Annotated in this window: 22 protein-coding genes and 1 tRNA gene; 13 read left to right on the top strand and 10 right to left on the bottom strand. The window is 64.3% G+C overall.

What is annotated here, in order from left to right; translation table 11 throughout:
- Positions 1-12: 12 nt before the first annotated feature.
- Both S101446_RS05230 and S101446_RS05225 read right to left on the bottom strand, forming a co-directional pair.
- Complete coding sequence (locus tag S101446_RS05230; protein ID WP_048850636.1) at positions 13-777, bottom strand: RlmE family RNA methyltransferase; 765 nt, start codon at positions 775-777, stop codon at positions 13-15.
- Positions 778-789: 12 nt separating this feature from the next.
- The gene (locus S101446_RS05225) at positions 790-1,920 is read right to left on the bottom strand and encodes a Ppx/GppA phosphatase family protein (RefSeq protein ID WP_019091627.1); all 1,131 of its coding nucleotides are present in this window, start codon (positions 1,918-1,920) and stop codon (positions 790-792) included.
- 165 nt (positions 1,921-2,085) lie between these two features.
- Between S101446_RS05225 and S101446_RS05220 the strand changes: the two genes are divergently transcribed.
- Positions 2,086-2,159: transfer RNA gene (locus tag S101446_RS05220), tRNA-Gln, on the top strand.
- A 349-nt stretch (positions 2,160-2,508) separates the two neighbouring features.
- Here S101446_RS05220 and S101446_RS05215 read toward each other — a convergent pair.
- The 3 genes from S101446_RS05215 to S101446_RS05205 all read right to left on the bottom strand — a co-directional run bounded on the left by S101446_RS05215 (position 2,509) and on the right by S101446_RS05205 (position 5,218).
- On the bottom strand, positions 2,509-2,928 hold the full coding sequence (locus S101446_RS05215) for a hypothetical protein (RefSeq protein ID WP_048850637.1): 420 nt from the start codon (positions 2,926-2,928) through the stop codon (positions 2,509-2,511).
- 399 nt (positions 2,929-3,327) lie between these two features.
- The gene (locus S101446_RS05210; protein ID WP_087607824.1) at positions 3,328-4,314 is read right to left on the bottom strand and encodes an AAA family ATPase; all 987 of its coding nucleotides are present in this window, start codon (positions 4,312-4,314) and stop codon (positions 3,328-3,330) included.
- A 175-nt stretch (positions 4,315-4,489) separates the two neighbouring features.
- Positions 4,490-5,218: an SDR family NAD(P)-dependent oxidoreductase gene (locus tag S101446_RS05205; protein WP_048850642.1), complete on the bottom strand. Its 729-nt coding sequence runs from the start codon at positions 5,216-5,218 to the stop codon at positions 4,490-4,492.
- Between the two features lie 225 nt (positions 5,219-5,443).
- Between S101446_RS05205 and rpmI the strand changes: the two genes are divergently transcribed.
- From rpmI to lpxB, 6 genes are all read left to right on the top strand, one after another.
- Positions 5,444-5,647, top strand: a complete 204-nt coding sequence (gene rpmI / locus S101446_RS05200; RefSeq protein ID WP_007400447.1) for a 50S ribosomal protein L35 — start codon at positions 5,444-5,446, stop codon at positions 5,645-5,647.
- 14 nt (positions 5,648-5,661) lie between these two features.
- On the top strand, positions 5,662-6,018 hold the full coding sequence (gene rplT, locus S101446_RS05195) for a 50S ribosomal protein L20 (protein ID WP_010507784.1): 357 nt from the start codon (positions 5,662-5,664) through the stop codon (positions 6,016-6,018).
- 191 nt (positions 6,019-6,209) lie between these two features.
- A complete protein-coding gene (pheS, locus tag S101446_RS05190) occupies positions 6,210-7,280 on the top strand; it encodes a phenylalanine--tRNA ligase subunit alpha (protein ID WP_087607823.1) in 1,071 nt (356 codons plus the stop codon).
- Between the two features lie 3 nt (positions 7,281-7,283).
- A complete protein-coding gene (gene pheT, locus S101446_RS05185; RefSeq protein ID WP_087607822.1) occupies positions 7,284-9,746 on the top strand; it encodes a phenylalanine--tRNA ligase subunit beta in 2,463 nt (820 codons plus the stop codon).
- Positions 9,727-10,773, top strand: a complete 1,047-nt coding sequence (pstS, locus tag S101446_RS05180; protein ID WP_087607821.1) for a phosphate ABC transporter substrate-binding protein PstS — start codon at positions 9,727-9,729, stop codon at positions 10,771-10,773. Before pheT ends, pstS begins: the two co-directional genes overlap by 20 nt.
- 45 nt (positions 10,774-10,818) lie before the next feature.
- Positions 10,819-12,036, top strand: a complete 1,218-nt coding sequence (gene lpxB, locus S101446_RS05175; RefSeq protein WP_087607820.1) for a lipid-A-disaccharide synthase — start codon at positions 10,819-10,821, stop codon at positions 12,034-12,036.
- Here the strand turns inward: lpxB and S101446_RS05170 are convergent.
- The 3 genes from S101446_RS05170 to ygfZ are packed head-to-tail and all read right to left on the bottom strand — an operon-like array spanning position 11,987 to position 13,502.
- A complete protein-coding gene (locus S101446_RS05170) occupies positions 11,987-12,229 on the bottom strand; it encodes a hypothetical protein (RefSeq protein ID WP_087607819.1) in 243 nt (80 codons plus the stop codon). The two genes, lpxB and S101446_RS05170, sit on opposite strands and share 50 nt — an antisense overlap.
- Entirely contained in the window at positions 12,216-12,632 is a 417-nt protein-coding gene (gene hisI / locus S101446_RS05165; RefSeq protein WP_087607818.1) for a phosphoribosyl-AMP cyclohydrolase, read from the bottom strand. Before hisI ends, S101446_RS05170 begins: the two co-directional genes overlap by 14 nt.
- A gap of 39 nt (positions 12,633-12,671) precedes the next feature.
- Positions 12,672-13,502 (bottom strand): CAF17-like 4Fe-4S cluster assembly/insertion protein YgfZ, encoded by an 831-nt coding sequence (ygfZ, locus tag S101446_RS05160; protein ID WP_048850653.1) that lies wholly within the window; start codon positions 13,500-13,502, stop codon positions 12,672-12,674.
- Between the two features lie 85 nt (positions 13,503-13,587).
- Here ygfZ and S101446_RS05155 point away from each other — a divergent pair, with 85 nt between their 5' ends.
- The 5 genes from S101446_RS05155 (at position 13,588) to S101446_RS05135 (ending at position 18,973) form a co-directional block, all read left to right on the top strand.
- A complete protein-coding gene (locus S101446_RS05155) occupies positions 13,588-14,502 on the top strand; it encodes a glycosyltransferase family 9 protein (protein ID WP_087607817.1) in 915 nt (304 codons plus the stop codon).
- 212 nt (positions 14,503-14,714) lie between these two features.
- Positions 14,715-15,410 carry a hypothetical protein gene (locus tag S101446_RS05150; protein ID WP_019091616.1) on the top strand — a complete coding sequence of 232 codons (696 nt, stop codon included), beginning with the start codon at positions 14,715-14,717 and terminating at the stop codon, positions 15,408-15,410.
- Between the two features lie 40 nt (positions 15,411-15,450).
- Positions 15,451-16,824: a PQQ-binding-like beta-propeller repeat protein gene (locus S101446_RS05145; protein WP_019091615.1), complete on the top strand. Its 1,374-nt coding sequence runs from the start codon at positions 15,451-15,453 to the stop codon at positions 16,822-16,824.
- 16 nt (positions 16,825-16,840) lie between these two features.
- Positions 16,841-18,265 (top strand): ribosome biogenesis GTPase Der, encoded by a 1,425-nt coding sequence (gene der, locus S101446_RS05140; RefSeq protein ID WP_010507796.1) that lies wholly within the window; start codon positions 16,841-16,843, stop codon positions 18,263-18,265.
- Between the two features lie 87 nt (positions 18,266-18,352).
- A complete protein-coding gene (locus tag S101446_RS05135) occupies positions 18,353-18,973 on the top strand; it encodes a nicotinamidase (RefSeq protein ID WP_087607816.1) in 621 nt (206 codons plus the stop codon).
- Positions 18,974-18,999: 26 nt separating this feature from the next.
- Here S101446_RS05135 and S101446_RS05130 read toward each other — a convergent pair whose 3' ends face one another.
- Positions 19,000-20,343, bottom strand: a complete 1,344-nt coding sequence (locus S101446_RS05130) for a GntT/GntP/DsdX family permease (RefSeq protein WP_026019732.1) — start codon at positions 20,341-20,343, stop codon at positions 19,000-19,002.
- 208 nt (positions 20,344-20,551) lie between these two features.
- Between S101446_RS05130 and S101446_RS05125 the strand changes: the two genes are divergently transcribed.
- Positions 20,552-21,301, top strand: coding sequence for a dienelactone hydrolase family protein (locus S101446_RS05125; RefSeq protein ID WP_087607815.1), 750 nt, complete (start codon positions 20,552-20,554; stop codon positions 21,299-21,301).
- Here S101446_RS05125 and ubiA read toward each other — a convergent pair.
- Positions 21,291-22,208 carry a 4-hydroxybenzoate octaprenyltransferase gene (ubiA, locus tag S101446_RS05120; protein WP_010507802.1) on the bottom strand — a complete coding sequence of 306 codons (918 nt, stop codon included), beginning with the start codon at positions 22,206-22,208 and terminating at the stop codon, positions 21,291-21,293. The two genes, S101446_RS05125 and ubiA, sit on opposite strands and share 11 nt — an antisense overlap.
- Positions 22,209-22,274: the final 66 nt, after the last annotated feature.

Below are 22,274 nucleotides of genomic sequence, written 5' to 3'. Positions count from 1 at the left end.
CGCGGCCTGCGGTCAGCCTTCGCTACCGTCCAGGCCGCGGAAGCCCGTGGCCACCACGTAAAGTTCGCTCGATTCCTTGCGGCTGGCCGGGGGCTTGGCGTGGCGGACCTGCGTGAACATGCGCTTGAGGTCCGCCAGCATCTGTTTTTCAGACCCGCCCTGGAACACCTTGGCCACGAACGTGCCATCGGGGGCGAGGATACGGGTGGCGAAATCCAGCGCCAGTTCCGCCAGCCCGATAATGCGCAGGTGATCGGTTGGCGCATGGCCGGTGGTGTTGGGGGCCATGTCCGACATCACGACATCCGCGCGCCCGCCCAGTAGGCCGGTCAGGCGGTCGGGCATGTCGGGATCATTGAAATCCCCTTCGATGATGGTGGCGCCCGGCACCGGGTCAACCGGCAGCAGGTCGACGCCAACCACTTCGGCCGCCCCGCGCTTGACCGCGACCTGCGTCCAGCCACCAGGGGCGGCGCCAAGGTCAACCACCCGCGCGCCGGGCCTGATCATGTGGAAGCGGTCATCCAGTTCGATCAGCTTGAAGGCCGCGCGTGAACGCCAGCCCTGTTTCTGGGCGGCCTGTACATACGGGTCGTTAAGCTGGCGCTGCAGCCAGCGGTGCTGTGCGGTGGTGCGGCCGCGCGCCTTCTTGACCGTGACGGTCTTGGTGCGGTTGGCCTGTGCGGCGCGTCCGTCCGTGCTGCTGTCACCGGTGCCGGGTGTCAGACTGCTGGTACGGGCCTTGCCCGGTATGCGGGTAGAAGAACGCTGTTTCATGACGGGACGCGGTCAGGTACTGACCCGGTGCTCCATACGATTATGCAGGGGGAAGGAAGGCGGCGGGGCGGAAAGGCCGCCACGGCGCCTGCGGTCCCCAATCATGCGTAAAAGCAGTCCGTCACGCAATCCCCGGTCGGCCACCGTGACTTCGGCCATGGGCCATGTGGTGGCGATGGCTTCGAATATGGCGCAGCCGGGCATGATGTAGCGCGCGCGTTCCGCGCCGATCAGGGGATTGCGCGCAAGCCCGTCCATGCCCGACCGGCGCAGGCTGTCCACCAGGGCCAGCGCATGGGGAACCGACAGGGTGCTGCCGTCGATCCCGGCGCGTTCGTAGCGGTCCTGTCCCTGCGCCAGGCTGGCCAGCGTGGTGACGGTGCCGCTGGTGCCCAGCAGCATGACGTTGTCGCGGGCGATTTCACGGGTAATGCAGTGCACGTCGTCAAACCCGCGCAGCATGTCGCTGATCTCACTGACCACGGTGCGATAGCCCCGGTCGGTAAAGATGTCCGCCCCGTGGCGTTCGCCCACGGTCATGATGCCGGTTGGCAGGCTGACATAGCCCGACAGGTCATGCCGCCCGGCGGCACGGTCGATTCGCGCCCATGCGATTTCGGTCGATCCCCCGCCGATATCGAACAGCAGGCCCCGCCCGGTGGCGCGGTGGTGTGACTGCAGCAGGGAATTGCAGGCGGCAAGCGCCAGTTCGGCTTCCTCACGCGCGGAAATGACCGAAATGTCCAGCCCGGTTTCGTGCAGGACACGGGCAATGAAATCCATGCCGTTGCCCGCGCGGCGGCAGGCCTCGGTCGCGATGGCGCGGTGGCTGTGCAGGTCATACAGGCCCATGCGTGTCACACAGGTGCGCAGGGCATTGATGGTGCGTTCCATCGCCGCTTCCGCCAGTTGGCCGGAATGGTGCAGCCCTTCGCCCAGGCGCACGGCGCGGCTGAAACTGTCAATGACACGCAGGCCCTGTTCGCCCGCGCGGGCGATCAGCAGGCGGCAGTTATGCGTGCCAAGGTCAATGGCGGCATAAAGTGGCGCGCGCATGACGCGGCGATCCATCGCGGATGCAGGGGAAGGGATGTTCCCGTGCTGGCGTATCTTTGCGCTGAGCGTCTGCTGGACCATGTTCATCCAAACCCGTTGACGGCCAAGGTATTACCTATTGTGTTGAGTGTTCTGCGTGAAACGCAAGCCAAAAGAGAAAATTTGCAAAAAAGACAATACGGGGGTTGCAGCCCGAACGGCTGGCGGCTATATGCCTGATCACCGCAGCGCACCGCGCCGCTTTCTCCTTGCTGGGGGATAGTTTAGCGGTAGAACTACCGGCTCTGACCCGGTCAGCCCTGGTTCGAATCCAGGTCCCCCAGCCATTTCTTCCCATAAATGTCGTATTTTTCTGGCGCATCTGACATGTCCCGGTCGGGGTCGTGTATGCAATGCGCCCGATTATGCATGCGCGCAGGCCAATCGTCCGGATGGCAGTCATGTCCGACTGTTGGATGTCTGACTACGTTCAGGGCCGGATGCGTCTTTGTAAAAAAGAGGAAGTGCGTAGAAACTTTTATTAGTTATCAGTGATTTTTCACCAAACAGTTTTTAAGTAAAATTCCTGGAGCGCTACCTTTTTTAAAGGCAGCGTTTTTTTTGAATTCATATTTAATAAATATTCGCCAGTTCATGAAGGTCCGCATGTCCTGACGGTATGCGTGGGTATGAATACTATTTCTGAATACCTTCGTTTTTCAGAAGTTTAAGCACTTCGGGGGACGGGTGGCCGAATGTCTTTTCATATGTATGGGTGTAGCTTGCATCCATATCCTTGAGGTATCCCCAGTAATTCCCGTTGCCATCAAAGGCGATGGTCGCAAAATTCATGCACATGTGCGGCTGGCACCCCGCAAGATAGGCGATGCCGTTTATGACATGGGCGGGGCCGGTTTCGACTGACAGGAGGTTGATGACGGTCTTGGCTTCCTTTCCCGCGATCTTGTGAATGCCCGCAGTGATTTCAGCGGCGTGCGGACCTTTCATGATGGCTGAAGGATACTGGTTGTCGGCCCACGAAATATCTTCCGCATGGGCACCCGCGGACAGCGCCACGGTCATCATGCCAGCCAGCAGCAGACCCTTTTTCATCATTTCATGTCCTTCCATATAAGACCCTCGCCGGGATGGCGTCATGGTATTGGTATCATATACCCGTTTTCCATCCTGTTCTGGAATGGACAGGCTTCGCCTGAAAGATGAATATTTTTATAAGGCCGACATTCTCTTTCTGGTAAACGCCCCATTTTTTCTGTGCGGAGGCAGTTTTTTACCAGATATCATTCAGTTTCAATTGAAATGGCAGCGTACAATGCCTGCCCCTGACGGGTTCCCCGTCAGGGTGTTTTGCGTTTGCCTGCATGGTTGCGGGCAATGGCAACAGGGTCAGGATGCAGATATGGACGGGCAGGAAAAGCTTATGCCGAAGCGGGGCGGGATGGGTGCCGGGCCTGTTCCATTATCCGGTCGTGCAATGGAATGGACCCGACCGGATCAGCATTTTGGCCACTGCCTGACCTGCTGGTCCACAATGATTTCCACCATCCGTCGGAGCGCGCGCATGTCGCCGGTAAAATTCTGCGCCAGCACGCGTCGTTCCATACCATCCAGCGTGAACCAGCCCGGACACAGGTTCCGTTCCTGCTCGATCTGGCGGATGATGTTCATGGCCAGGGCAGGGGCGTGCGTGACGTCCGGGCTGTCCATGTGAATGATGTGACAACGCGATTTCAGCGGTTCCGACACGGTGGAAAGGTCGTTGGCGGTCAGGACCCACCGCACGCGGCTGACGTCCACCGGCACGTTCAGGAAGGCATCCCGGAACTGCCTGCACTCGCCCATGTCAAGGAATTGCAGCAGGGCATTCTGCACGCTGCCAAACCGGCCATCGGTCGGGGCCTTGTCCACTTCATCAAGGATGATGCACGGGTTGGCCATGCCGGTCGTGGCAAGGTATTCCACGATGGTGGATGGCTTGGCGTCGCCAAACGTCTGGTGCGTGCCGGTCAGGGACAGGGGATCCCCCATCGCGCCGACATTCATGGTCATGACCTCGTAACCCAGCGTGTGGTAATACATCCGCGCCACCGTGGACTTACCGCATCCCGGCGGCCCGACCAGCAGCACGGGCCGCGCGATGCCGGATGTGCCCCATTCCAGCCATTTCAGGTCGGTTTCCGCCATGGCCTGCACGGCCGGCAGGGCGTGGGGGCAGGCCTGCTCCACTTCCTGAATGCGGGCGCGGATATTCTCCGGCTCGTGCAGCTTGAGGGGGTGCGCAAGCCTGCGGACCGATTCATACGGATCGGACTGGCTTTTGCGCTTGTGTTCCGGGAACTGGTAATGTTCCGGCAGGACGCTGATATAGGTGTGGGGATCGGACTGGTAATGTTTCGCTTCGGAAAGAGGAGGGGGTTCCTCTTCGTCGTAAGCGCCGCTTTCCAGCGCGATCAGGAAATCAAAATCGTCCGATTCTGGCATCTGCTGTCCTCATTATTCCGTTCACGTTCCATCTGACTGGAGTGCACGGTCGTATGAGGAGCCGGAATTTTTTCATGTCCTGACCATATCATGGACGGCCGGGCGTTTTCCACAACAAACGGCATCGTGGCTGATGCGCGCGGGACGGGGCATGCCATCCGCGCGCATTGCCCGGTCAGGCGGCCAGGCCACCATCCGTTGTCAGGGCGGACCCGGTGATGAAGCTGGCGGCGGGGCTGGCAAGGAACGAGACGACGGATGCGATGTCGCTGACCTTGCCGTATTCCTTGTGGCACATGAAGCTGCGCAGCATGTCGGCGGCGGCGCCGGTGGCAGGGTTCATGTCGGTGTCGATCGGTCCGGGCTGGACCACGTTGATGGTGATCCCGCGCGGGCCAAGGTCGCGCGCCGCACCGCGGGCAAAACCGTTCAGCGCCGATTTGGATGCCGAATACAGCGAAATGCCGGGGAAGGGGGAACGGTCGGCAAAGGTCGATCCGATCAGGATGATCCGCCCGCCCTGCGTCATGTGGCGCGCGGCCTCGATGGTTTCGATCATGACGGCGCGGACATTCAGGCCCAGTACCGCATCGACCTGTTCGTCCGTCATTTCGGCCACGTCGCCATAGGGGTAGATGCCGGCATTGCACACCAGCGCGTCGATCCGCCCCATCTCGGCCACCACGCGCTGGATGGCGGCGCGATTGCCATTGCCCTCGCCATCACAGCGGATGGCCATGCCCCGGCGGCCCAGCGCGCGCACGTCTTCCAGCGTCTTCTGCGCCGCCTGTTCGTTGCGGGCATAGGAAATGGCGATGTCATGGCCATCCTTCGCCAGTGATTTCGCAATGGCGGCGCCAATGCCGCGGCTGCCGCCGGTAATGTAGGCAACGCGTTGTGTCATTGTATTTTCTCCTGTTTCCAACCTGTCTTTTTTCCCTACAGCACCGCGTGGGCGGGGGAAAGCGCACGCATGTGCGCGAAGGGACTTGATCGCGGGGTGCGGGTTGTCTATAGCCTGCCTGTTCGCGCGTCCGGGCCTGTAGGGCATGCCCGGCCGCAATGGAGTGTTTGCGCCTGCCGGAAACGGTGGGCAGGAACACGGGCACCAGACATTCAGGAGAAGAAAATGCCCAAGATGAAGACCAAGTCATCGGTCAAGAAGCGGTTCAAGATCACCGCCACCGGCAAGGTGCTGGCAGGGCCGGGCAACAAGCGCCACGGCCTGATCAACCGCTCGCAGAAGATGAAGCGCACGAACCGTGGTTCGCAGGTGCTGACGGAAATGGACGGCCGCACTGTGAAGCAGTGGGCTCCCTACGGTCTGGCATAAGGAGCACCTGAGACATGGCACGTGTGAAACGCGGCGTAACCACCCACGCCCGCCACAAGAAGGTTCTTGAACTCTCCAAGGGGTTCCGGGGCCGTTCCTCCACCAATTACCGCATTGCGCTGGAACGTCTGGAAAAGTCACTCCAGTACGCCTATCGCGACCGCCGCAACAAGAAGCGTGAGTTCCGCGCCCTGTGGATCCAGCGCATCAATGCGGCCGTGCGTGAACATGGCCTGACCTACAGCCGTTTCATCAACGGCCTGGACAAGGCTGGCATCGAGATCGACCGCAAGGTTCTCGCCGCCATTGCTTTTGACGATGCAGCGACCTTCGCTGAAATCGTGAAGAAGGCGCAGGCCGCTCTGGCCTGATCCCTGTCCCACGCCCGCGTGGCGACAGGTCCACGAAACGGGTCGTCCCATCGGGCGGCCCGTTTTGTTTTTTAATGCAATGCCCGTGCCGCACCCATTGCCGGTCGCGGGCACAATTCCATGCGCCGGGTCTGGCCCGCCGGTAGATACCCCTTTGCCAGCCCGCCCGACGTGAGCCTGTGCGAGGTGCTATGAGTGACGATCTCGAAACCCTGAGGGAACAGACAGTTCAGGCACTCGCTGCCGCGACCGACCAGCGTGAATGGGATGCGGTGCGCGTCGGCACGCTGGGCAAGTCGGGCAAGCTGACCGCACTTCTCAAGCAGCTTGGTCGCATGACGCCTGATGAACGGCGCACGCGGGGTGCGGCCCTGAACCGCCTGCGTGATGAACTGTCCCGCATGGTCGAGGCGCGTGGGCAGGAGCTGGAGGCTGCGGCCCTGAACGCCCGCCTGGCGGCCGAGCGCGTGGACGTGACACTGCCCTGCGCGCCGGAAGCGGACGGCGCCCTGCACCCCATCACCCGCACGATCGAGGAAATGGCCGCCATTTTTGGCGCGATGGGTTTCCAGATTGCCGAAGGCCCGGATATCGAGAGCGACTGGCACAACTTCTCGGCCCTGAATACGCCCGCGCACCATCCCGCCCGCACGGACCAGGACACGTTCTACCTGCCGTCCGAAGCCGAGGGCCAGCCCGAACGCGTGCTGCGCACCCAGACATCGGGCGTGCAGATCCGCACCATGCTGGGCCATGAACCGCCCATCCGCATCATCGCCCCCGGCCGCACCTACCGCGCCGACCACGATGCCACCCATTCGCCCATGTTCCATCAGTGCGAGGGGCTGGTGATCGAAAAGGGGATCACGCTGGGCCACCTGAAGGGCTGCCTGTCGGATTTCCTGCGCGCGTTTTTCCAGATGCCTGAACTGCCGGTGCGCTTCCGCGCATCCTATTTCCCCTTTACCGAGCCATCGATGGAAATCGATATCGGCTGGTCGCGCAGGACGGGGCAGATCGGCGCGGGCGATGACTGGCTGGAAGTGCTGGGTGCCGGCATGGTGCATCCCCGCGTGCTGGCCAATTGCGGGCTGGACGCGCGGGAATGGCAGGGCTTTGCCTTTGGCATGGGGATCGAGCGCCTGACCATGCTGCGCCACGGTATTCCCGACCTGCGGTCGTTTTACGAAAGCGATGTCCGCTGGCTGCGCCATTACGGCACCAGTCCCCTGTCTCCCGCCCTGCTGCACGAAGGTCTGTGATCGATGAAGTTTTCCCTGTCATGGCTGCGCGCGCATCTTGAGACCACGGCGACGGTGGAAGAAATCTGCGCCACGCTGAACACCATCGGGCTGGAAGTCGAAGGCATTGAAGACCCCGGCGCGTCCCTTGCGTCCTTCCGCACCGCCCGCATCATCGAAGCGGCCCAGCACCCCAATGCCGACCGCCTGCGCGTGTGTCAGGTCGATGCGGGCGAGGGGTTCGAACGCGTGCAGGTCGTCTGTGGCGCACCCAACGCGCGTGCGGGCCTGCATGTGATTTTCGCCCCGCCCGGCACCTTCATTCCCGCCAGCGGCATCACCATCAAGGCCGGGAAGCTGCGGGGCGAGGCCAGTGGCGGCATGCTGTGCTCGCTGCGTGAACTGGGACTGGGGGAGGAAAGCGACGGCATTGCCGAACTGCCCGAAGGCACGGCGCCGGGCCAGTCCTATCCCCTGTTCGCGAAGCTGGATGACCCGGTCATCGATATCGCGATCACCCCCAACCGTGGCGACGCGCTGGCTGTGCGTGGCGTGGCGCGTGACCTTGCGGCGGCGGGCCTTGGCAAACTGAAGCCGTGGCTTGCGGAAACGGTGGAAGGGCGCTTTGAAACCCCCATCAGCTGGCGCATCACTTTTCCCGAAGCCTGCCCGTGGGTTCTGGGGCGTGTCATTCGCGGCGTGAAGAACGGTCCCAGCCCGGAATGGCTGAAGCGGCGGCTGGAATCCGTTGGCCTGCGCCCGGTTTCGGCACTGGTGGACATCACCAATTTCTTTGCCTTCGACCTTGGCCGTCCGCTGCACGTGTTCGACGTGAACAGGCTGATGGGCAATGAACTGACCATCTGCCGCGGTGCGGGCGAGACCTTTACCGCGCTGGATGGCAGCGAACACGTCATGACGCCCGATGACTGCGTGATCGCCGACGGGCGCGGCGTGCAGTCGCTGGCCGGTATCATGGGCGGGACCGAAAGCGGGGTCAGTGACGGCACCACGGATGTATTCGTGGAATGCGCGCTGTTCGATCCCGTGACCATCGCCCTGTCGGGACGGCGGCACAACCTGCATTCCGATGCCCGCCAGCGGTTCGAGCGCGGGGTCGATCAGGCCCTGCCGCCAGCCGCGCTGGAAGCCGCGACGCGCATGATCATTGACCTGTGTGGCGGGGAAGCGGGCAGCGTGGTCTCCGCTGGCGCTGAACCGGCATGGCAGCGGCAGGCGCATCTGGAATTCGCCCGGCTGGAAACGCTGGGTGGACTGGTGGAGGAACCCGACCACGCCGTGCACCTGCTTGAAGGTCTTGGCTTTAAGGTGCGTGAATGCGATGCGCGGCATGTGGTGGTGGATGTGCCCTCATGGCGCAATGACATCGCAACCCCCATGCTGCTGGACCAGCAGCCCGACCTGCCACCCGCCCGCGCGCAGGCCGCAGCCGAGGGGGCAGCGGCGATTGACCCCGAAGTGGACCTGATCGAGGAAGTGCTGCGCCTGCGCGGACTGGACAGCGTGCCCGCGGTGTCCCTGCCGGTGGACAATGCGGTGCCGGTGCCGGCCTTCACCCCGCGCCAGAGCCGTGTCGCCAGCCTGCGCCGCCAGCTTGCCGCGCGCGGACTGCTGGAAACGGTGGGCTTTTCGTTTGTTGCGCTGGAACAGGCGGCCGAATTTGGTGACACGCCCACGGACCTGCACCTGCTCAACCCGATCGCGGCCGATCTGGACCAGATGCGGCCCACGCCGCTGGTCAACCTGCTGGCAGCGGTAAAGGGCAACGCGGCACGCGGCTATCCCGATCTTGGCTTGTTTGAGGTCGGACCCGGTTTTGGCCCCGATGGGCAGAAACTGGTGGCCGCCGGGATCCGCAGCGGCCATTCCCCCCGTCTGCCCGGCCATCCGGCGCAACCGGTTGACCTGTGGCAGGTCAAGGCCGATGCGCTGGCGGGACTGGCCGCCATGGGGGCCGCGATGGAGGGGCTGGGCATTACCACGGATGCCCCGTCCTATTACCATCCGGGGCGTTCGGGCGTGATCCGGCAGGGGCCGAAGCTGGTGCTGGGGCATTTCGGGCAGTTGCATCCCGCCCTGCTGGCCGCGCGCGGGATCGACGTGCCGGTGTGTGCGTTCACGCTGTATCCCGATGCGGTGCCTGAACCCAGGCGCAAGCACAAGGCGCCGCCCGCGCTGTCCACCTTCCAGCCGCTCAAGCGTGATTTCGCCTTTGTGGTGACGGCCGACATCCCGGCGGAAAAGCTGCTGAAGGCCGTCAGGGGGGGCGAGCGCAACCTGATTGTGGCCGTCAGCCTGTTTGACGTTTATGAAGGCGACAAGATCCCGGCGGGGCACAGGTCGCTGGGCGTGGAGATAACCCTTCAGCCAATGGACAGGACCCTGACCGATGCGGAAATCGAAGCTGTCTGTGATCGGGTGGTCGCAGCCGCGCAGAAAAGCTGCAATGCCGTCCTGCGTGGCTGAACGCTACCGGGTGCGCGGCACCTGCCGTGGCATCGGGCTGGGGGCGGCGGTGATGCTGGGCCTGGCTGGCGCCACGGCCGCGCATGCCACCGAAATCATCGGGGCCGGTTCCAGCTTCGGCGCGCCCATTTACGGGGCGTGGGGGGAAGGGGCCGCGCATGCGACGGATATCCGCCTGAATTACCAGACCATCGGGTCGGGTGCGGGGCAGAACCAGGTCAAGGCCCGCACGGTGGATTTCGGCGCATCCGACGCGCCCATGACGGCGGCGCAGCTGGCGCAGTTCCACCTGATCCAGTTCCCCACGGTCATGGGCGCGATCGTGCCGGTGGTGAACCTGCCCGGGGTGGATACCAGCCGCTTGTGCCTGACGGGGGAACTGCTGGCGCGGCTATATGCAGGGGACATCACCATGTGGAATGATCCCCGCCTTGTCGCGGAAAACCCGGATCTGTCCCTGCCTGCCATCCCGGTGGCCCCGGTGCGGCGCGCGGACGGGTCGGGCACGACGTTCGTGTTTACCTCCTACCTTGGCCGCGTTTCCCCCCGATGGGCGAAGGAACAGGGCAGCGGGACATCCATCGAATGGCCGGTGGGCGAGGGCGCGCGTGGTAATGACGGCATTGCGGCCGCCGTGCGCAATACCGAAGGCAGCATCGGCTATCTGGAATATGCCTATGCGGCGGGCAATCACATGGCGATTGCCGAAATGCGCAATCACCATGGCGATCTGGTCTCCGCCGGGCCGGACAGTTTCGCGCAGGCCGTGACGACCGCGCACTGGGCGGCCGATGACAGCCATTCCGCTGACGTACTGGATGGGGACGGTCCGGGTGCATGGCCCATCATGGCCGCGACCTACGTGCTGATTCCCACCGACCGGGCCGGGACGCCACAGGGCAGGGCGGTGCGTGCATTCTTTGACTGGAGCATGCAGCACGGCAATGACGCGGCCCTTGCGCTGCGCTATGTCCCGTTGCCGGATGATATCCGCGTGACCATACGCGACCTGCTTAAAACGCACTGATGAAATATCCGGAAAACCATACCCGACACGATAAGCCGGTCAGGCATGACTGACACTTCCCCGCAGCTCCCGCCATCCGCGACGGCTCCCTCCGGTCCCACCATCTGGATCATGGCGGGGGAGGCGAGTGGCGATGTGCTGGGCGGCCGTCTCATGGCGGCGCTGCGCGTGCTGTGCCCGGACGTGCGGTTCGCCGGGATTGGCGGGGAGCGCATGCAGGCACAGGGGCTGCATACGCTGTTCCCGCTGCGTGACCTTGCCGTCATGGGCCTGATGGAAGTGCTGCCCAAAATCAGGCACCTGTCCCGCAGGCTGGATCAGGCGGTGACGGATATTACCAGCCGGCGTCCCGATCTGGTCATTACCATCGACAGTCCCGGCTTTACCCTGCGGCTGCTGCGACGGATCGCGCCGCTGTCCATTCCCCGCCTGCATTACGTGGCGCCACAGGTCTGGGCATGGCGCGAACATAGGGTGCGCGAATTCCCCGGTTTGTGGGAACGCATGCTGTGCCTGCTGCCGTTCGAGCCGGAATTCTTCGCCCGGCACGGGATCGAGGCGCGTTTTGTCGGCCATCCCGTGCTGCAGTCCGGGGCGGATAACGGCTCCGGCCCCGCCTTTCGCGCCCGGCACGGCATTGCGGCGGATGCGCCCGTGCTGGTGCTGATGCCCGGCAGCCGCCGGTCGGAAGCTCCGCGCCTGCTGCCGGTTTTCGGGCGCATGCTGGCCATCGTGCAGGCGCGGATGCCCGGTATCGTGCCCGTGGTGCCGGTCGCCCCGGTCATTGCGGATATCGTGCGCAGGGGGGTTGCGAAATGGCCGGTGCGGCCCATTATCGTGACGGATGTGGATGACAAGCATGATGCATTCGCCGCGGCGGATGCGGCGCTGACCAAATCGGGCACATCCACGCTGGAACTGGCCATTGCCAATGTGCCCATGGCGGTGACCTACCGCGTCAATCCGCTGACTGCCGCCATGGCGCGGCGGCTGATCCGGGTGCCATATGTGGCCATGGTCAATCTGCTGTCAGGCCACAGGCTGGTGCCTGAACTGCTGCAGGAACGCTGCACGCCCGAACTGCTGGCCCAGACCGTTGAGCGCCTGCTGGCGGATCAGCGGAGCCGCAGCCTGCAGCGCGCGGGATTTGGTCAGATCCGCGCCGCCCTGCGCGGTCCCGGTGCGGACCCGGCGCAGGCGGCGGCGGCCGAGATCATGGATTTGCTGGGGTCGGTCCCGGTGCGGGCACGGCAGGCGGGGTAGCACCCGGCGTGGCGGGGGCCGAGGCACCGGGCGGCAGGGGTTCGTTTTCCGTTATCAGGGCATGCAGTTCCGCGCGCAGCATGAATACGCCCATGATGACCGTGCCCAGCACGGTAATCCCGATCCAGACGAGCTTGCTGATCTGCTCGCGCTTTTCCTCGTCGTCCACCACTGTCCTGTCAGGCTTTGCCATAGAGGGTCTCCGCCGCTATTTCCGGTTGGGTTATTTCCACGATCCCCTCGGGACGCAGCGCGTTGTAGAAACAGCTGCGCCGCCCCGTGTGGCAGGCGACACCCTTCTGGTCCACCAGCAGCAGTACGGCGTCACGGTCACAGTCCAGACGGGCGTCAACCAGGGTCTGCACCTGTCCCGATGTCTTCCCCTTGCGCCACAGGCCACGGCGGCTGCGTGAATAATAGCACACGCGGCCGGTGCGCAGCGTCTCATCCAGCGCGTCCGCGTTCATCCATGCCAGCATCAGCACCTCGCCACTGTCATGCTGCTGGGCAATGGCTGTGATCAGGCCGTCTTCATTGAACTTGACCCGGTCGATCATGGCCGCGCGAACGGCCTGGTCCGGGGGGGTATGGGGCATGTGTCTCTAACCTTGAAAAAAAGCCGGGTGGGCGTAGGGCTATTCCGCTTTTGCGGGCAGGGCAAACCACTGGGGCACATGTACGTGCAGCGCGTGGCCCCCTATGCTCAGTTCCGTATCGTTGATGTGTTCGTTGCGGATCATCGCCATGCCCACCTTGTCGCGGGAGGAACGCATTTCCCCCACTGCCGTCGTGCCGGACAGGATGGGCGTGCCGGGGGCGGGCAGTTCATGGTGCGACGTGACGGGCAGCAGGTGACGGCGCACCAGGCCACGATACCGGGTGCGGGCGGTCAGTTCCTGACCCATGTAGCAGCCCTTGGTCCACGAAATGCCATTCAGCTGGTCAAAATTGGCTTCCAGCAGCAGGGTCTTGCCACTTTCGCAGTCCCGCACGCCGTCGGGCAGGCCGAGCGACAGCCGCAGGTGGTCGTAATCGACATCATCCGCCGAAGGGCTGGCGACGGGGTGCCCCAGCAGAAACCGCCATCCCGCCTGCGGCAGGCGCGGATCGGGGGCTGCGGGATAGCCCTCCGGTGCAGTGAAGTCTTCCCCCCATGCGGCATGGACGGCGTATCCCGTCTCGCTGATTTCCACATCCGCGCGCAGGCGGTAGCGCGACAGGCGCTGGCGCAGCATGGCGGCCTGTGTCGCGTCACAATCGACCAGCAGGCGCACGCCCTCGGGGTCGGCAAAGACAAAGAAATCGGCCAGCCATTTGCCCTGTGCCGACAGGAAGGCGGTCCAGACGGCATGGCCGGGTGCGACCGCCGTCATGTCGTTGGACACCAGCCCCTGCAGGAAGGAGACGCGATCCGCACCCGATATGCTGAGCACGGCGCGATCGGGAAGATGAGCAATTCTGGCCATATGCGCAATCTGGCCATGCCCGCGCCCGCAGGCAAGGGGTAAAGAGAGGTTGGCACATAGGCAAAACCTGACTAGCACCACGAAAATGCATATCCTGTTCATCACATCCACCCGGCTGGGGGATGCCATCCTGTCCACCGGGCTGCTGGACACCCTGCTGCGGCGTTATCCGCAGGCAGATTTCACCATTGCCTGCGGGCCGGTGGCGGCCGGGCTGTTCGCGCACATGCCACGCCGCGTACGCACCATCGAAATGGTCAAGCAGCCATGGGACCGTCACTGGCTGGAACTGTGGCGGCAGTGCAGCGGGACGAAATGGGATCTGTGCGTGGACCTGCGCGGATCGGTCGTCAGCTATTTCCTGCGCGTGGGCAAACGCCATGTCATGCGTGGCGGGCGCAGGCGGGGGCGGCGCATTACCCATATCGGCAACCTGCTGGACCTTGACCCCGCGCCCCTGCCGGTTGTGTGGACCAGTGCGGCCGAATGCGCACGGGCTGCGGAAATGCTGCCCGGCGGGCCGCGCTGGATCGCCCTTGGCCCCACCGCCAACTGGGATGGCAAGATCTGGCCCGCCGAACGGTTTGTCGCGGTGTTCAGGGCATTGCAGGAAGATGATCCGTCCGTGCGGCCGGTAATCCTGTACGGACCGGGCGAGGGCGAACGCGCGCGCGCGCAGGCCGTGCTGGACCAGTTGCCGGATGCGCTGGATACGGGGGGCAACCTGTCGGTGACGCAGGTGGCGGCGCTGCTGGGGCGCTGCACGCTGTTCATCGGCAATGATTCGGGTCTCATGCACCTGGCGGCGGCGTGCGGAATTCCAACGCTGGGCCTGTTCGGGCGCAGCCGGGCGTCGGAATACGCGCCATCCGGTCCGTGGGCACGCGTGGCGATGGCCCCCGGCCCGGTGGGCAACGCTCCGATGGAAGGGCTGGCCGTTGCGCAGGTCGTGACCACCGCCAGGGCGCTGCTGCGTGACAAATGGGGGCGGAAACGGTGAAAAACCCGAACTTTTTGCATTTCCACCGTGCTTACGGCTGGCGGTGGAAAACGGGTCGGTCTATGTGATCGGACAGGCAGGATGGCCCATAATGGCGCACCCGCCCCGACATGGTGGTTTGCCGTGCCGTTTCAGGCCGGATATGGTGGGACCGACAATCACGACGCGCCGTGCGCATGGCGCCGCGCAAGCGAGCAGGGAACGACAGGAACGTGGCTGACGACATCTTCACGGAAGTCGATGAGGAAATCCGTGCCGAACGCATCCGGGCGCTGGCGCGCCGCTATCTGGTTGTCGCGGGGGCCGTGGTCGCGGTGGTATGCATCGGGGCCGGGGGGTGGCAGTATTCCGTCTCCCGCGCGCACAAGGCGGATGCGGCGGTCTCGGCAGCCTATTTCACCGCAATGCAGGATACGGCCCGCGCGCCCGATAACATGGGGACCGATGGCCCGCTGACCGCACGCCAGAAGACCGGGCTGCAGGAACTCGAGGCGCTGGATGGTCGGGCACGCCCGCCGCTGCGCATCCTTGCGCGAATGGAACGCGCGGCCCTGCTGGCCAGCAGCGGCAGCCTGCCCGCCGCCCTGAAATTGTGGGATGGCGTGGCGCAGGAACACGCCACCGACCCGGTCATTGCCTCGCTCGCCAGCCTGCTGTGGGTCCAGCACCAGATTGACAGCGGCGATCCCGCCACGCTGCGTTCACGCCTTGCGGTGCTTGATGGCGCGGGCCAGCCATGGCGCGCCCAGGCCATCGAGGCCGAGGCCATGCTTGACCTGCGCACCGGCAGGGAAGCGGATGCCCGCGCCAGGCTGGAACGCCTGACCATGGACATGTCCGTAACCGATGGCGTGCGCAACCGCGCCGAAGCCATGCTGCAGACCATGGGGGCGGACGCAGGTGGCTAGCCCGACCCATGACACCCCCATGCCCACAGACAGGAAGACCATGAAACCAGCCCTGAGCCGCCGCCACGCGTTACTTGGTGCCGGGGCTGCGCTGCTGCCCGCCCTGGCCGCCTGTTCCGGCGGGCAGAAAAAGAAGCCGCTGCTGATCGGCCACCGTTCCGACGTGCTGCAGACCAAGGCCGGCCTGACCGTTGACCCCGATGAAACGCAGGCCGTGACCGTGCCCGCCCCCACGGCGCTGAACGCGTGGCCGCAATCGGGCGTCAATCCCGACCACGTGGGCATGGACATCGCCTGGCGCGGGACCATGCAGCATCAGTGGACGCATGACATAGGGGCCGGCATTTCCGAACCGGAACCCCTGTACTACGTCGCCCTGGGCACGAGCGGGCGCGGCATCATCCAGGCACCGCCGGTGGTGCAGAACGGCCGTATTTTCGTCATGGATGCACAGGGCGTGATCCGGTCCTATCGCTGGCCCGCCATGCACAAGCTGTGGGAATACAATCCCAAGCCGCGCAAGATGCGTTCGGACAACCTGGGCGGCGGGATCAGTGTCGATGGCGATACGCTGTATGTCGTTGACGGCATAGGCCAGGCGCTGGCGCTGGATGCCGCGACGGGCAAGCTGAAATGGCGGGTCAACATCCAGACCCCCGGCCGGTCCGCGCCCACCGTGGTCAATGGCCGCCTGTTCCTTGGCACCATTGATGAACACCTGTACTGCCTTGATGCCGAAAACGGCAATGTCCTGTGGACATACGCGGCAACCGCCGCCGATACCATCATATATGGCCAGCCCGCCCCGGCCGTGGCGGATGGCGTCGTGCTGGCCGGTTTCGGTTCGGGCGACCTTGTGGCGTTGCGTGCCGAAGGTGGCGAAGTGGTGTGGGCCGACACGCTGGGCAGCACCAACGGCCAGCAGGCGCTGATCGATTTTTCATGCGTGCATGGCATGCCGGTCATTGCCGATGGCACGGCCTATGCCATAAGCACCGGCGCGGTGCTGGTGGCCATTGACATGCGGTCGGGCCGCAGGCTGTGGGAACGCGGCATTTCGGGGCAGAATACGCCGCTGGTGATCGGGGACTGGATCTTCCTCATCTCCATGGACCAGCAGGTGGCCTGCCTTGACCGGCTTTCGGGCCATGTCCGCTGGATCACGCAGCTGCGCCAGTATGAAAATTCCGACAAGCAGAAGCGCGGCATTGTATGGAACGGCCCGCTGCTGGCGGGGGGCAAGCTGGTGTTCATTTCCAGCTTCCCCGAAAACGGGGTTGCCATCATCGATCCGGCGCAGGGGCATATCGAATCCCTGCACAAACTGCCCGGTCAGGTGACGACCGCGCCCATCGTGGTCGATAATCTGCTGTTGCTGCTGGACAATAACGGCTACCTTATCGCCTATAGTTAAAAAGAAAGTTGCCGCAGTGAGTTCATCTTTTCCATCCGCGCCAGTGGATGCGCTGCCGGTTGTCGTGATCGCGGGCAGGCCAAATGTCGGCAAGTCGACCATTTTCAACCGGCTGGTCGGCCGCAGGCAGGCGCTTGTGGCCGACACCCCCGGCGTGACCCGCGACCGCAAGGAAGGTCAGGCCGTCGTGCGTGGCCGCGCCATTCGCATCATCGATACGGCGGGGCTGGAAGAAGCGGCCCCCGATACGCTGTACGGGCGCATGCGTGCATCTTCCGAATCCGCGGTGGCGGATGCGGACCTTGTGCTGTTCTGCATTGATGCGCGCAGTGGCCTGACACCGGCGGATGAGCATTTCGCCAACTGGCTGCGCCGTCAGGGCCGGCCCGTGCTGCTGATCGCCAACAAGGCGGAAGGCCGGCAGGGAGCCGCTGCGGCCATGGAGGCGTTTTCGCTGGGTCTTGGCGCGCCGCTGGCCATTTCCGCCGAGCATGGGGAAGGTGTGGCCGACCTCATGTCCGAAATCGCGGACCGCCTGCCGCCAACCGACCTGCCGCCGGTGCAGAAGGCCAACCGCCGCACCCGCCGCGAACAGGCGGAAGGCGAGGAAGAGGAGGACATCCGCCCCCCCGGTCCGCTGCGCCTTGCCATTGTCGGCCGTCCCAATGCGGGCAAGTCCACGCTGCTGAACCGCCTGCTGGGCGAGGAACGGATGATTACCGGGCCGGAACCGGGGCTGACCCGCGATTCCATAGCCGTCATGCTGCATGACGACCAAGGGCCGATCCAGCTGGTTGACACTGCCGGTCTGCGCCGCAAGGCGCGGATTGATGAGACGCTGGAGAAGATGTCCGTCTCCGCCTCGATCGAGGCGCTGAAGATGGCGGAGGTCGTCATCCTCGTGCTCGACGCGACGCTGGGGGTGCATGAACAGGACCTGCAGATCGCCCGCCTGATCGAACGGGAAGGCCGGTGCTGCGTGCTGGCGCTGAACAAATGGGACGCGGTGGAGGACCGGGCCGCGACCCGGCAGGCCATCAAGGACCGTATCGAGACGTCGCTGGCGCAGATGCGCGGCATACCCGTCGTCGCGTTTTCCGCCATGACGGGGGCGGGGATCAACAAGCTGCTGCCCACCGTGCGTCGCGCCTATGACATCTGGAACCGCCGTGTTGCGACCGGTGCGCTGAACCGGTGGTTCGAGATGATGATCGAACGCCATCCGCCGCCGCTGGTCGATGGCCGCAGGCTCAAGCTGCGCTACATCACGCAGGCCAAGGCCCGGCCGCCCACGTTCATCGTGTTTGGCACCCGCACGGATCAGTTGCCCGAAGATTACCAGCGTTATCTGGTCAACGGTCTGCGCGAGACCTTCGACCTGCCCGGCACGCCGATCCGGTTGCTGCTGCGGGCATCAAGCAATCCCTATGCCAGAAGCTAGGCAGTATGATCCGGGCGGTTTTTCCGTCCGGGTCTTCTGTTTCCGGTGGTTTTCAGGCGGGTGCCGCGTGTCATGATGTCCCGACGGATGATGGGGCAGGGACAGGCCATGTCCTCCCTGCGCATAACCGCCACGGATGCCCTGCTGATTATCGACATGCAGGCCGATTTCATGCCCGGTGGCCCCCTTGGCGTGCCGGGTGCGGACCGGCTGCCCTCCCTCATCAATCCGCTATGCGACCTGCCGTTTGGCGCGATTGTCGCAACGCAGGACTGGCACCCGGCGGGACATGTATCCTTTGTCGGGCGAGGTGGCCCGTGGCCGGTGCATTGCGTGGCGGGTACGCCGGGCGCTGGCCTTTCGCCCGCGCTGGCGCAGGCGCATGTCGGGGTGGTGCTGCGCAAGGGACTGCATCCCGATGTCGACAGCTATTCCGCATTTGAAGACAATGACCACGCCAGTCGCACAGGACTGGATGGCCTGCTGAAGGTCAGGGGGATTACCCGCGTATTCGTGGTGGGCGTCGCACTGGATTACTGCGTGGCGGCCACCGCACGCGACGCCGTGCGGGCAGGGTTTGCAACCTTTGTCCTGCCCGATGCCTGCCGTGGCGTGCGGCAGGCCCCTGCAGCAGTACTGGACGCGCCGGGTATGGAAGGGGTCAATCAGGCGCAGGCGGCGGATGTGCTGGCCTGTAACCAGGCCTGAAAAAAAGCGGCCCCCAGGAAGTCAGCTTACCCGACCACCAGCGAGATCATCATCGCGAATGCCAGTCCCAGCACGGCAATCAGCGTTTCGATCACCGACCATGTCTTTATGGTCTGCCCGACCGACAGGCCAAGGTATTCCTTGATCTGCCAGAAACCCGCGTCATTCAGCGGCCCCAGCGCCACGGATCCGGCCCCGGTCACAATCACCATCAGTTCGGGTGATGCCGCATGGGTGCGCAGCAGGATCGGCCCGACAATACCGGCCGCCGTGCTCATGGCCACGGTTGCGGACCCGGTTGCGACACGCACCACCACCGCCAGCAGCCACGCCAGCACCAGCAGTGGCACATGCGCCCCCACCGCAAGGTCGGTAATGGCCGATGACACGCCACTGTCAACCAGTTCCTGCCCGAAACCACCGCCCGCGCCAACCAGCAGCATGATCAGTGCGGTAGGGGCCAGGCAGTCATTGGTGAATTTCAGGATGGTTTCACGGCTGAACCCGCGCGCGGCGCCAAAGACCTGAAACGACAGCAACGTCGCCAGCGCCAGCGCGATGTCGGTATTGCCGATGAAGTGCAGCGCGTTGTTCAGCGGTGTGTGCGCCGTCGTCATCAGGTCCGCCATCGACCCCACCAGCATCAGGATGACGGGGGAAAGGATGGTCATGACCGTAATGCCGAAGCCGGGCATGTTTTCGGGCGCGTCATGGTTGACGAACTGTGCTTCCAGCGCTGACGGCAGGACCGGCCCGATCCGCGTGGCGATGAAGCGTGCGTAAATCGGCCCGGCAAGGGCCGCCACCGGCGTGCCGATCACGATCCCCCACAGGATCGTCCGTCCGATATCCGCATGGTAGGCCGACAGCGCCAGCAATGTTGCCGGATGGGGCGGGATCATGGCGTGGGTGACCGACAGGGCCGCCCCCATGGGCAGCGCCAGCAGCAGCAGCGGCGTGTTGGTCCGCCGCGCCAGCGTAAAGGCCAGCGGGATGAGCAGGACGAACCCGACCTCGAAAAACACCGGCAGTCCCACCAGCAGGCCGATCACCATCATGGCCCAGCTGACACGCTTCGTGCCCGCAAGGCTGGTGATCGTGACCGCGATCCGGTCGGCCCCGCCCGATTCCGCCAGCATCTTGCCCAACATGGTGCCCAGCGCGATGACGGTGGCGACATGTCCCAGCACGCGCCCCGCACCGGCTTCAAACGACGCGATGGCCTTCTGTGGCGGCATGCCCGCCCCCAGCGCCAGGGCCAGCGAAACCGCGAACAGCACGATGAAGGGATTGATCTTGAAACGCGCGATCAGAACCACGACGGCGACGATCGCCAGCGATGCGAGGGAGAGGGCAAACAGGGATGACATCATGTTTTCTGTAACGAATTCATGCCCCATACAGGCCGGGGATGAGATTGAATGTCAACGCTGGAAGCCATTTTTGCGCAATATTTGAACAAAAATACCTGATTTTTCTGCTGCGATATTACGCAGGCAACATGATGTCCCACCCCTCGGTGGGGGATGCGTATGCTGCTATCATGGCGCCTTGATCCTATGGAGCGTACATATTGCCATGATTATCCTTTCAGACGAAACCGCTGACATCCCGACGCCATCAGGCATGATGCGGATGCATGTTTTCCGTCCGGCCATTGCAGGGCGTTTTCCCGGAATCGTCCTTTTTTCGGAAATCTATCAGGTGACGGCCCCCATCCGCAGGCTCGCGGCCATGATGGCCGGGTTGGGGCATGTGGTCTGCGTGCCCGAGGTCTATCATGAATACGAACCGGCCGGGACCGTCCTGGCCTATGACAAACCGGGCACCGACCGGGGCAATGTCCTGAAATACGAAAAACCGCTTGCGGCCTATGACCATGATGCGCGCGCGGCGCTGGACTGGCTGGTATCCTGCCCGCACTGCACCGGCGCGCTGGCCACGATGGGCGTGTGCCTTGGCGGGCATCTGGCGTTTCGCGCGGCCCTGGATCCACGCGTGCGCGCGACGGTGTGTTTCTATGCCACCGATATCCATACCCACAGCCTTGGCCACGGCAAATGCGACGACACGCTGGCCCGGGTTGGCGAGATGAAGGGAGAGGCGTTCCTGGTCTGGGGGCGGCAGGACCCGCATGTGCCCTTTGCCGGGCGGCAGATGATCCGCGAGGCGCTGGAACAGGCGGGCACCCGTTACGAATGGCATGAATTCAATGCCCAGCATGCCTTCCTGCGTGATGAAGGGCACCGGTATGATTCCGCCCTGTTTCTGCAATGCATGGAAATGGCCCGGACCTTCCTGGGCCGGACCATGCATCTCAGCGCGTAAGCATGCCCGCCAGCACGGCCAGTGCAATGGCAAGGCCGGTTTCGCGGTTGAAGCGGAACAGGCGCAGGCACCCGGCTGGATCCCGTTCATCCAGTCGGCTGACCTGCCATGCCAGCAGCACGGCGGGCAGGGGCAAGGCCAGCCAGAACCCGTAACCCGTATGGGCAAGCCACCCCGCCGCCGCCAGTCCCGCAACCGTCAGTGCGTAGCATGTGCCCACGAACAGCCGCGCATGCCCGGCCATGAGGCGCGACGTGGACCGCACGCCAATGCGGGCGTCATCCTCCATGTCCTGAAAACCGTAGATCGTATCGAAGCCAAGCTGCCAGACGATGGTTGCGGCATACAGCGCGAACAGGGCGGGATCGATCCGGTCCGCCGCCGCCGTAAAGCCCAGCGGCGCGCCAAAGCCGAACGTGAACCCCATGACCAGTTGTGGCCACCACGTCACCCGCTTGGCCAGCGGGTAAAGCCCCACAAGGATGAGCGAGGACGCCCCCAGCACCTGTGACAGGGTATTGAGGTTCATGAGGATGTTGAACCCGATCAGCAGCAGCGCCGCCAGGAACAGCGCCGCCTCCCGCATTGACAGCGCGCCTGACGCCAGCGGGCGGCCCGCCGTGCGTGCGACCTGCCGGTCGATGTCGCGGTCCCACATGTCATTGACCACGCAGCCCGCGCCGCGCATCACGACACTGCCGACGCCAAACAGCACGATCAGGAAAATACGCTGCGATACCGGCACGCCTGCCGGCAGCAGGATGCCCCATATGCCCGGCAGGAACAGCAGCCACGTGCCAATGGGCCGGTCCAGCCGCGCCAGCAGCGCATAGGGGCGCAGGCGCACGGGCAGGCGGCCGATCCAGCCATCCACCCGTATGTCCGTATGGGGTACAGGCTGGTCCACGATGCAACTCCTTCGGGCTTGGTAGCGCCAGCGGGACAGGGTTTGCCGATGACGGATCGCCCCGCG

It is taken from the genome of Komagataeibacter europaeus (genome assembly GCF_002173515.1).
Taxonomy (GTDB): Bacteria; Pseudomonadota; Alphaproteobacteria; order Acetobacterales; family Acetobacteraceae; genus Komagataeibacter; species Komagataeibacter europaeus.
This window is presented reverse-complemented; position numbering and strand designations above follow the sequence as displayed.

Bases quoted from the DNA above. Each gene is read 5' to 3' on its own strand.
- S101446_RS05155 (WP_087607817.1), top strand. From the start codon at position 13,588: ATGCATATCCTGTTCATCACATCCACCCGGCTGGGGGATGCCATCCTG.
- S101446_RS05205 (WP_048850642.1), bottom strand. From the start codon at position 5,218: ATGACACAACGCGTTGCCTACATTACCGGCGGCAGCCGCGGCATTGGC.
- hisI (WP_087607818.1), bottom strand. From the start codon at position 12,632: ATGCCCCATACCCCCCCGGACCAGGCCGTTCGCGCGGCCATGATCGAC.
- rplT (WP_010507784.1), top strand. From the start codon at position 5,662: ATGGCACGTGTGAAACGCGGCGTAACCACCCACGCCCGCCACAAGAAG.
- S101446_RS05125 (WP_087607815.1), top strand. From the start codon at position 20,552: ATGATTATCCTTTCAGACGAAACCGCTGACATCCCGACGCCATCAGGC.
- S101446_RS05215 (WP_048850637.1), bottom strand. From the start codon at position 2,928: ATGATGAAAAAGGGTCTGCTGCTGGCTGGCATGATGACCGTGGCGCTG.
- S101446_RS05230 (WP_048850636.1), bottom strand. From the start codon at position 777: ATGAAACAGCGTTCTTCTACCCGCATACCGGGCAAGGCCCGTACCAGC.
- pstS (WP_087607821.1), top strand. From the start codon at position 9,727: ATGCCGTCCTGCGTGGCTGAACGCTACCGGGTGCGCGGCACCTGCCGT.
- S101446_RS05225 (WP_019091627.1), bottom strand. From the start codon at position 1,920: ATGAACATGGTCCAGCAGACGCTCAGCGCAAAGATACGCCAGCACGGG.
- lpxB (WP_087607820.1), top strand. From the start codon at position 10,819: ATGACTGACACTTCCCCGCAGCTCCCGCCATCCGCGACGGCTCCCTCC.
- S101446_RS05135 (WP_087607816.1), top strand. From the start codon at position 18,353: ATGATGGGGCAGGGACAGGCCATGTCCTCCCTGCGCATAACCGCCACG.
- pheS (WP_087607823.1), top strand. From the start codon at position 6,210: ATGAGTGACGATCTCGAAACCCTGAGGGAACAGACAGTTCAGGCACTC.
- S101446_RS05210 (WP_087607824.1), bottom strand. From the start codon at position 4,314: ATGCCAGAATCGGACGATTTTGATTTCCTGATCGCGCTGGAAAGCGGC.
- rpmI (WP_007400447.1), top strand. From the start codon at position 5,444: ATGCCCAAGATGAAGACCAAGTCATCGGTCAAGAAGCGGTTCAAGATC.
- S101446_RS05170 (WP_087607819.1), bottom strand. From the start codon at position 12,229: ATGGCAAAGCCTGACAGGACAGTGGTGGACGACGAGGAAAAGCGCGAG.
- S101446_RS05130 (WP_026019732.1), bottom strand. From the start codon at position 20,343: ATGTCATCCCTGTTTGCCCTCTCCCTCGCATCGCTGGCGATCGTCGCC.
- S101446_RS05145 (WP_019091615.1), top strand. From the start codon at position 15,451: ATGAAACCAGCCCTGAGCCGCCGCCACGCGTTACTTGGTGCCGGGGCT.
- pheT (WP_087607822.1), top strand. From the start codon at position 7,284: ATGAAGTTTTCCCTGTCATGGCTGCGCGCGCATCTTGAGACCACGGCG.
- ygfZ (WP_048850653.1), bottom strand. From the start codon at position 13,502: ATGGCCAGAATTGCTCATCTTCCCGATCGCGCCGTGCTCAGCATATCG.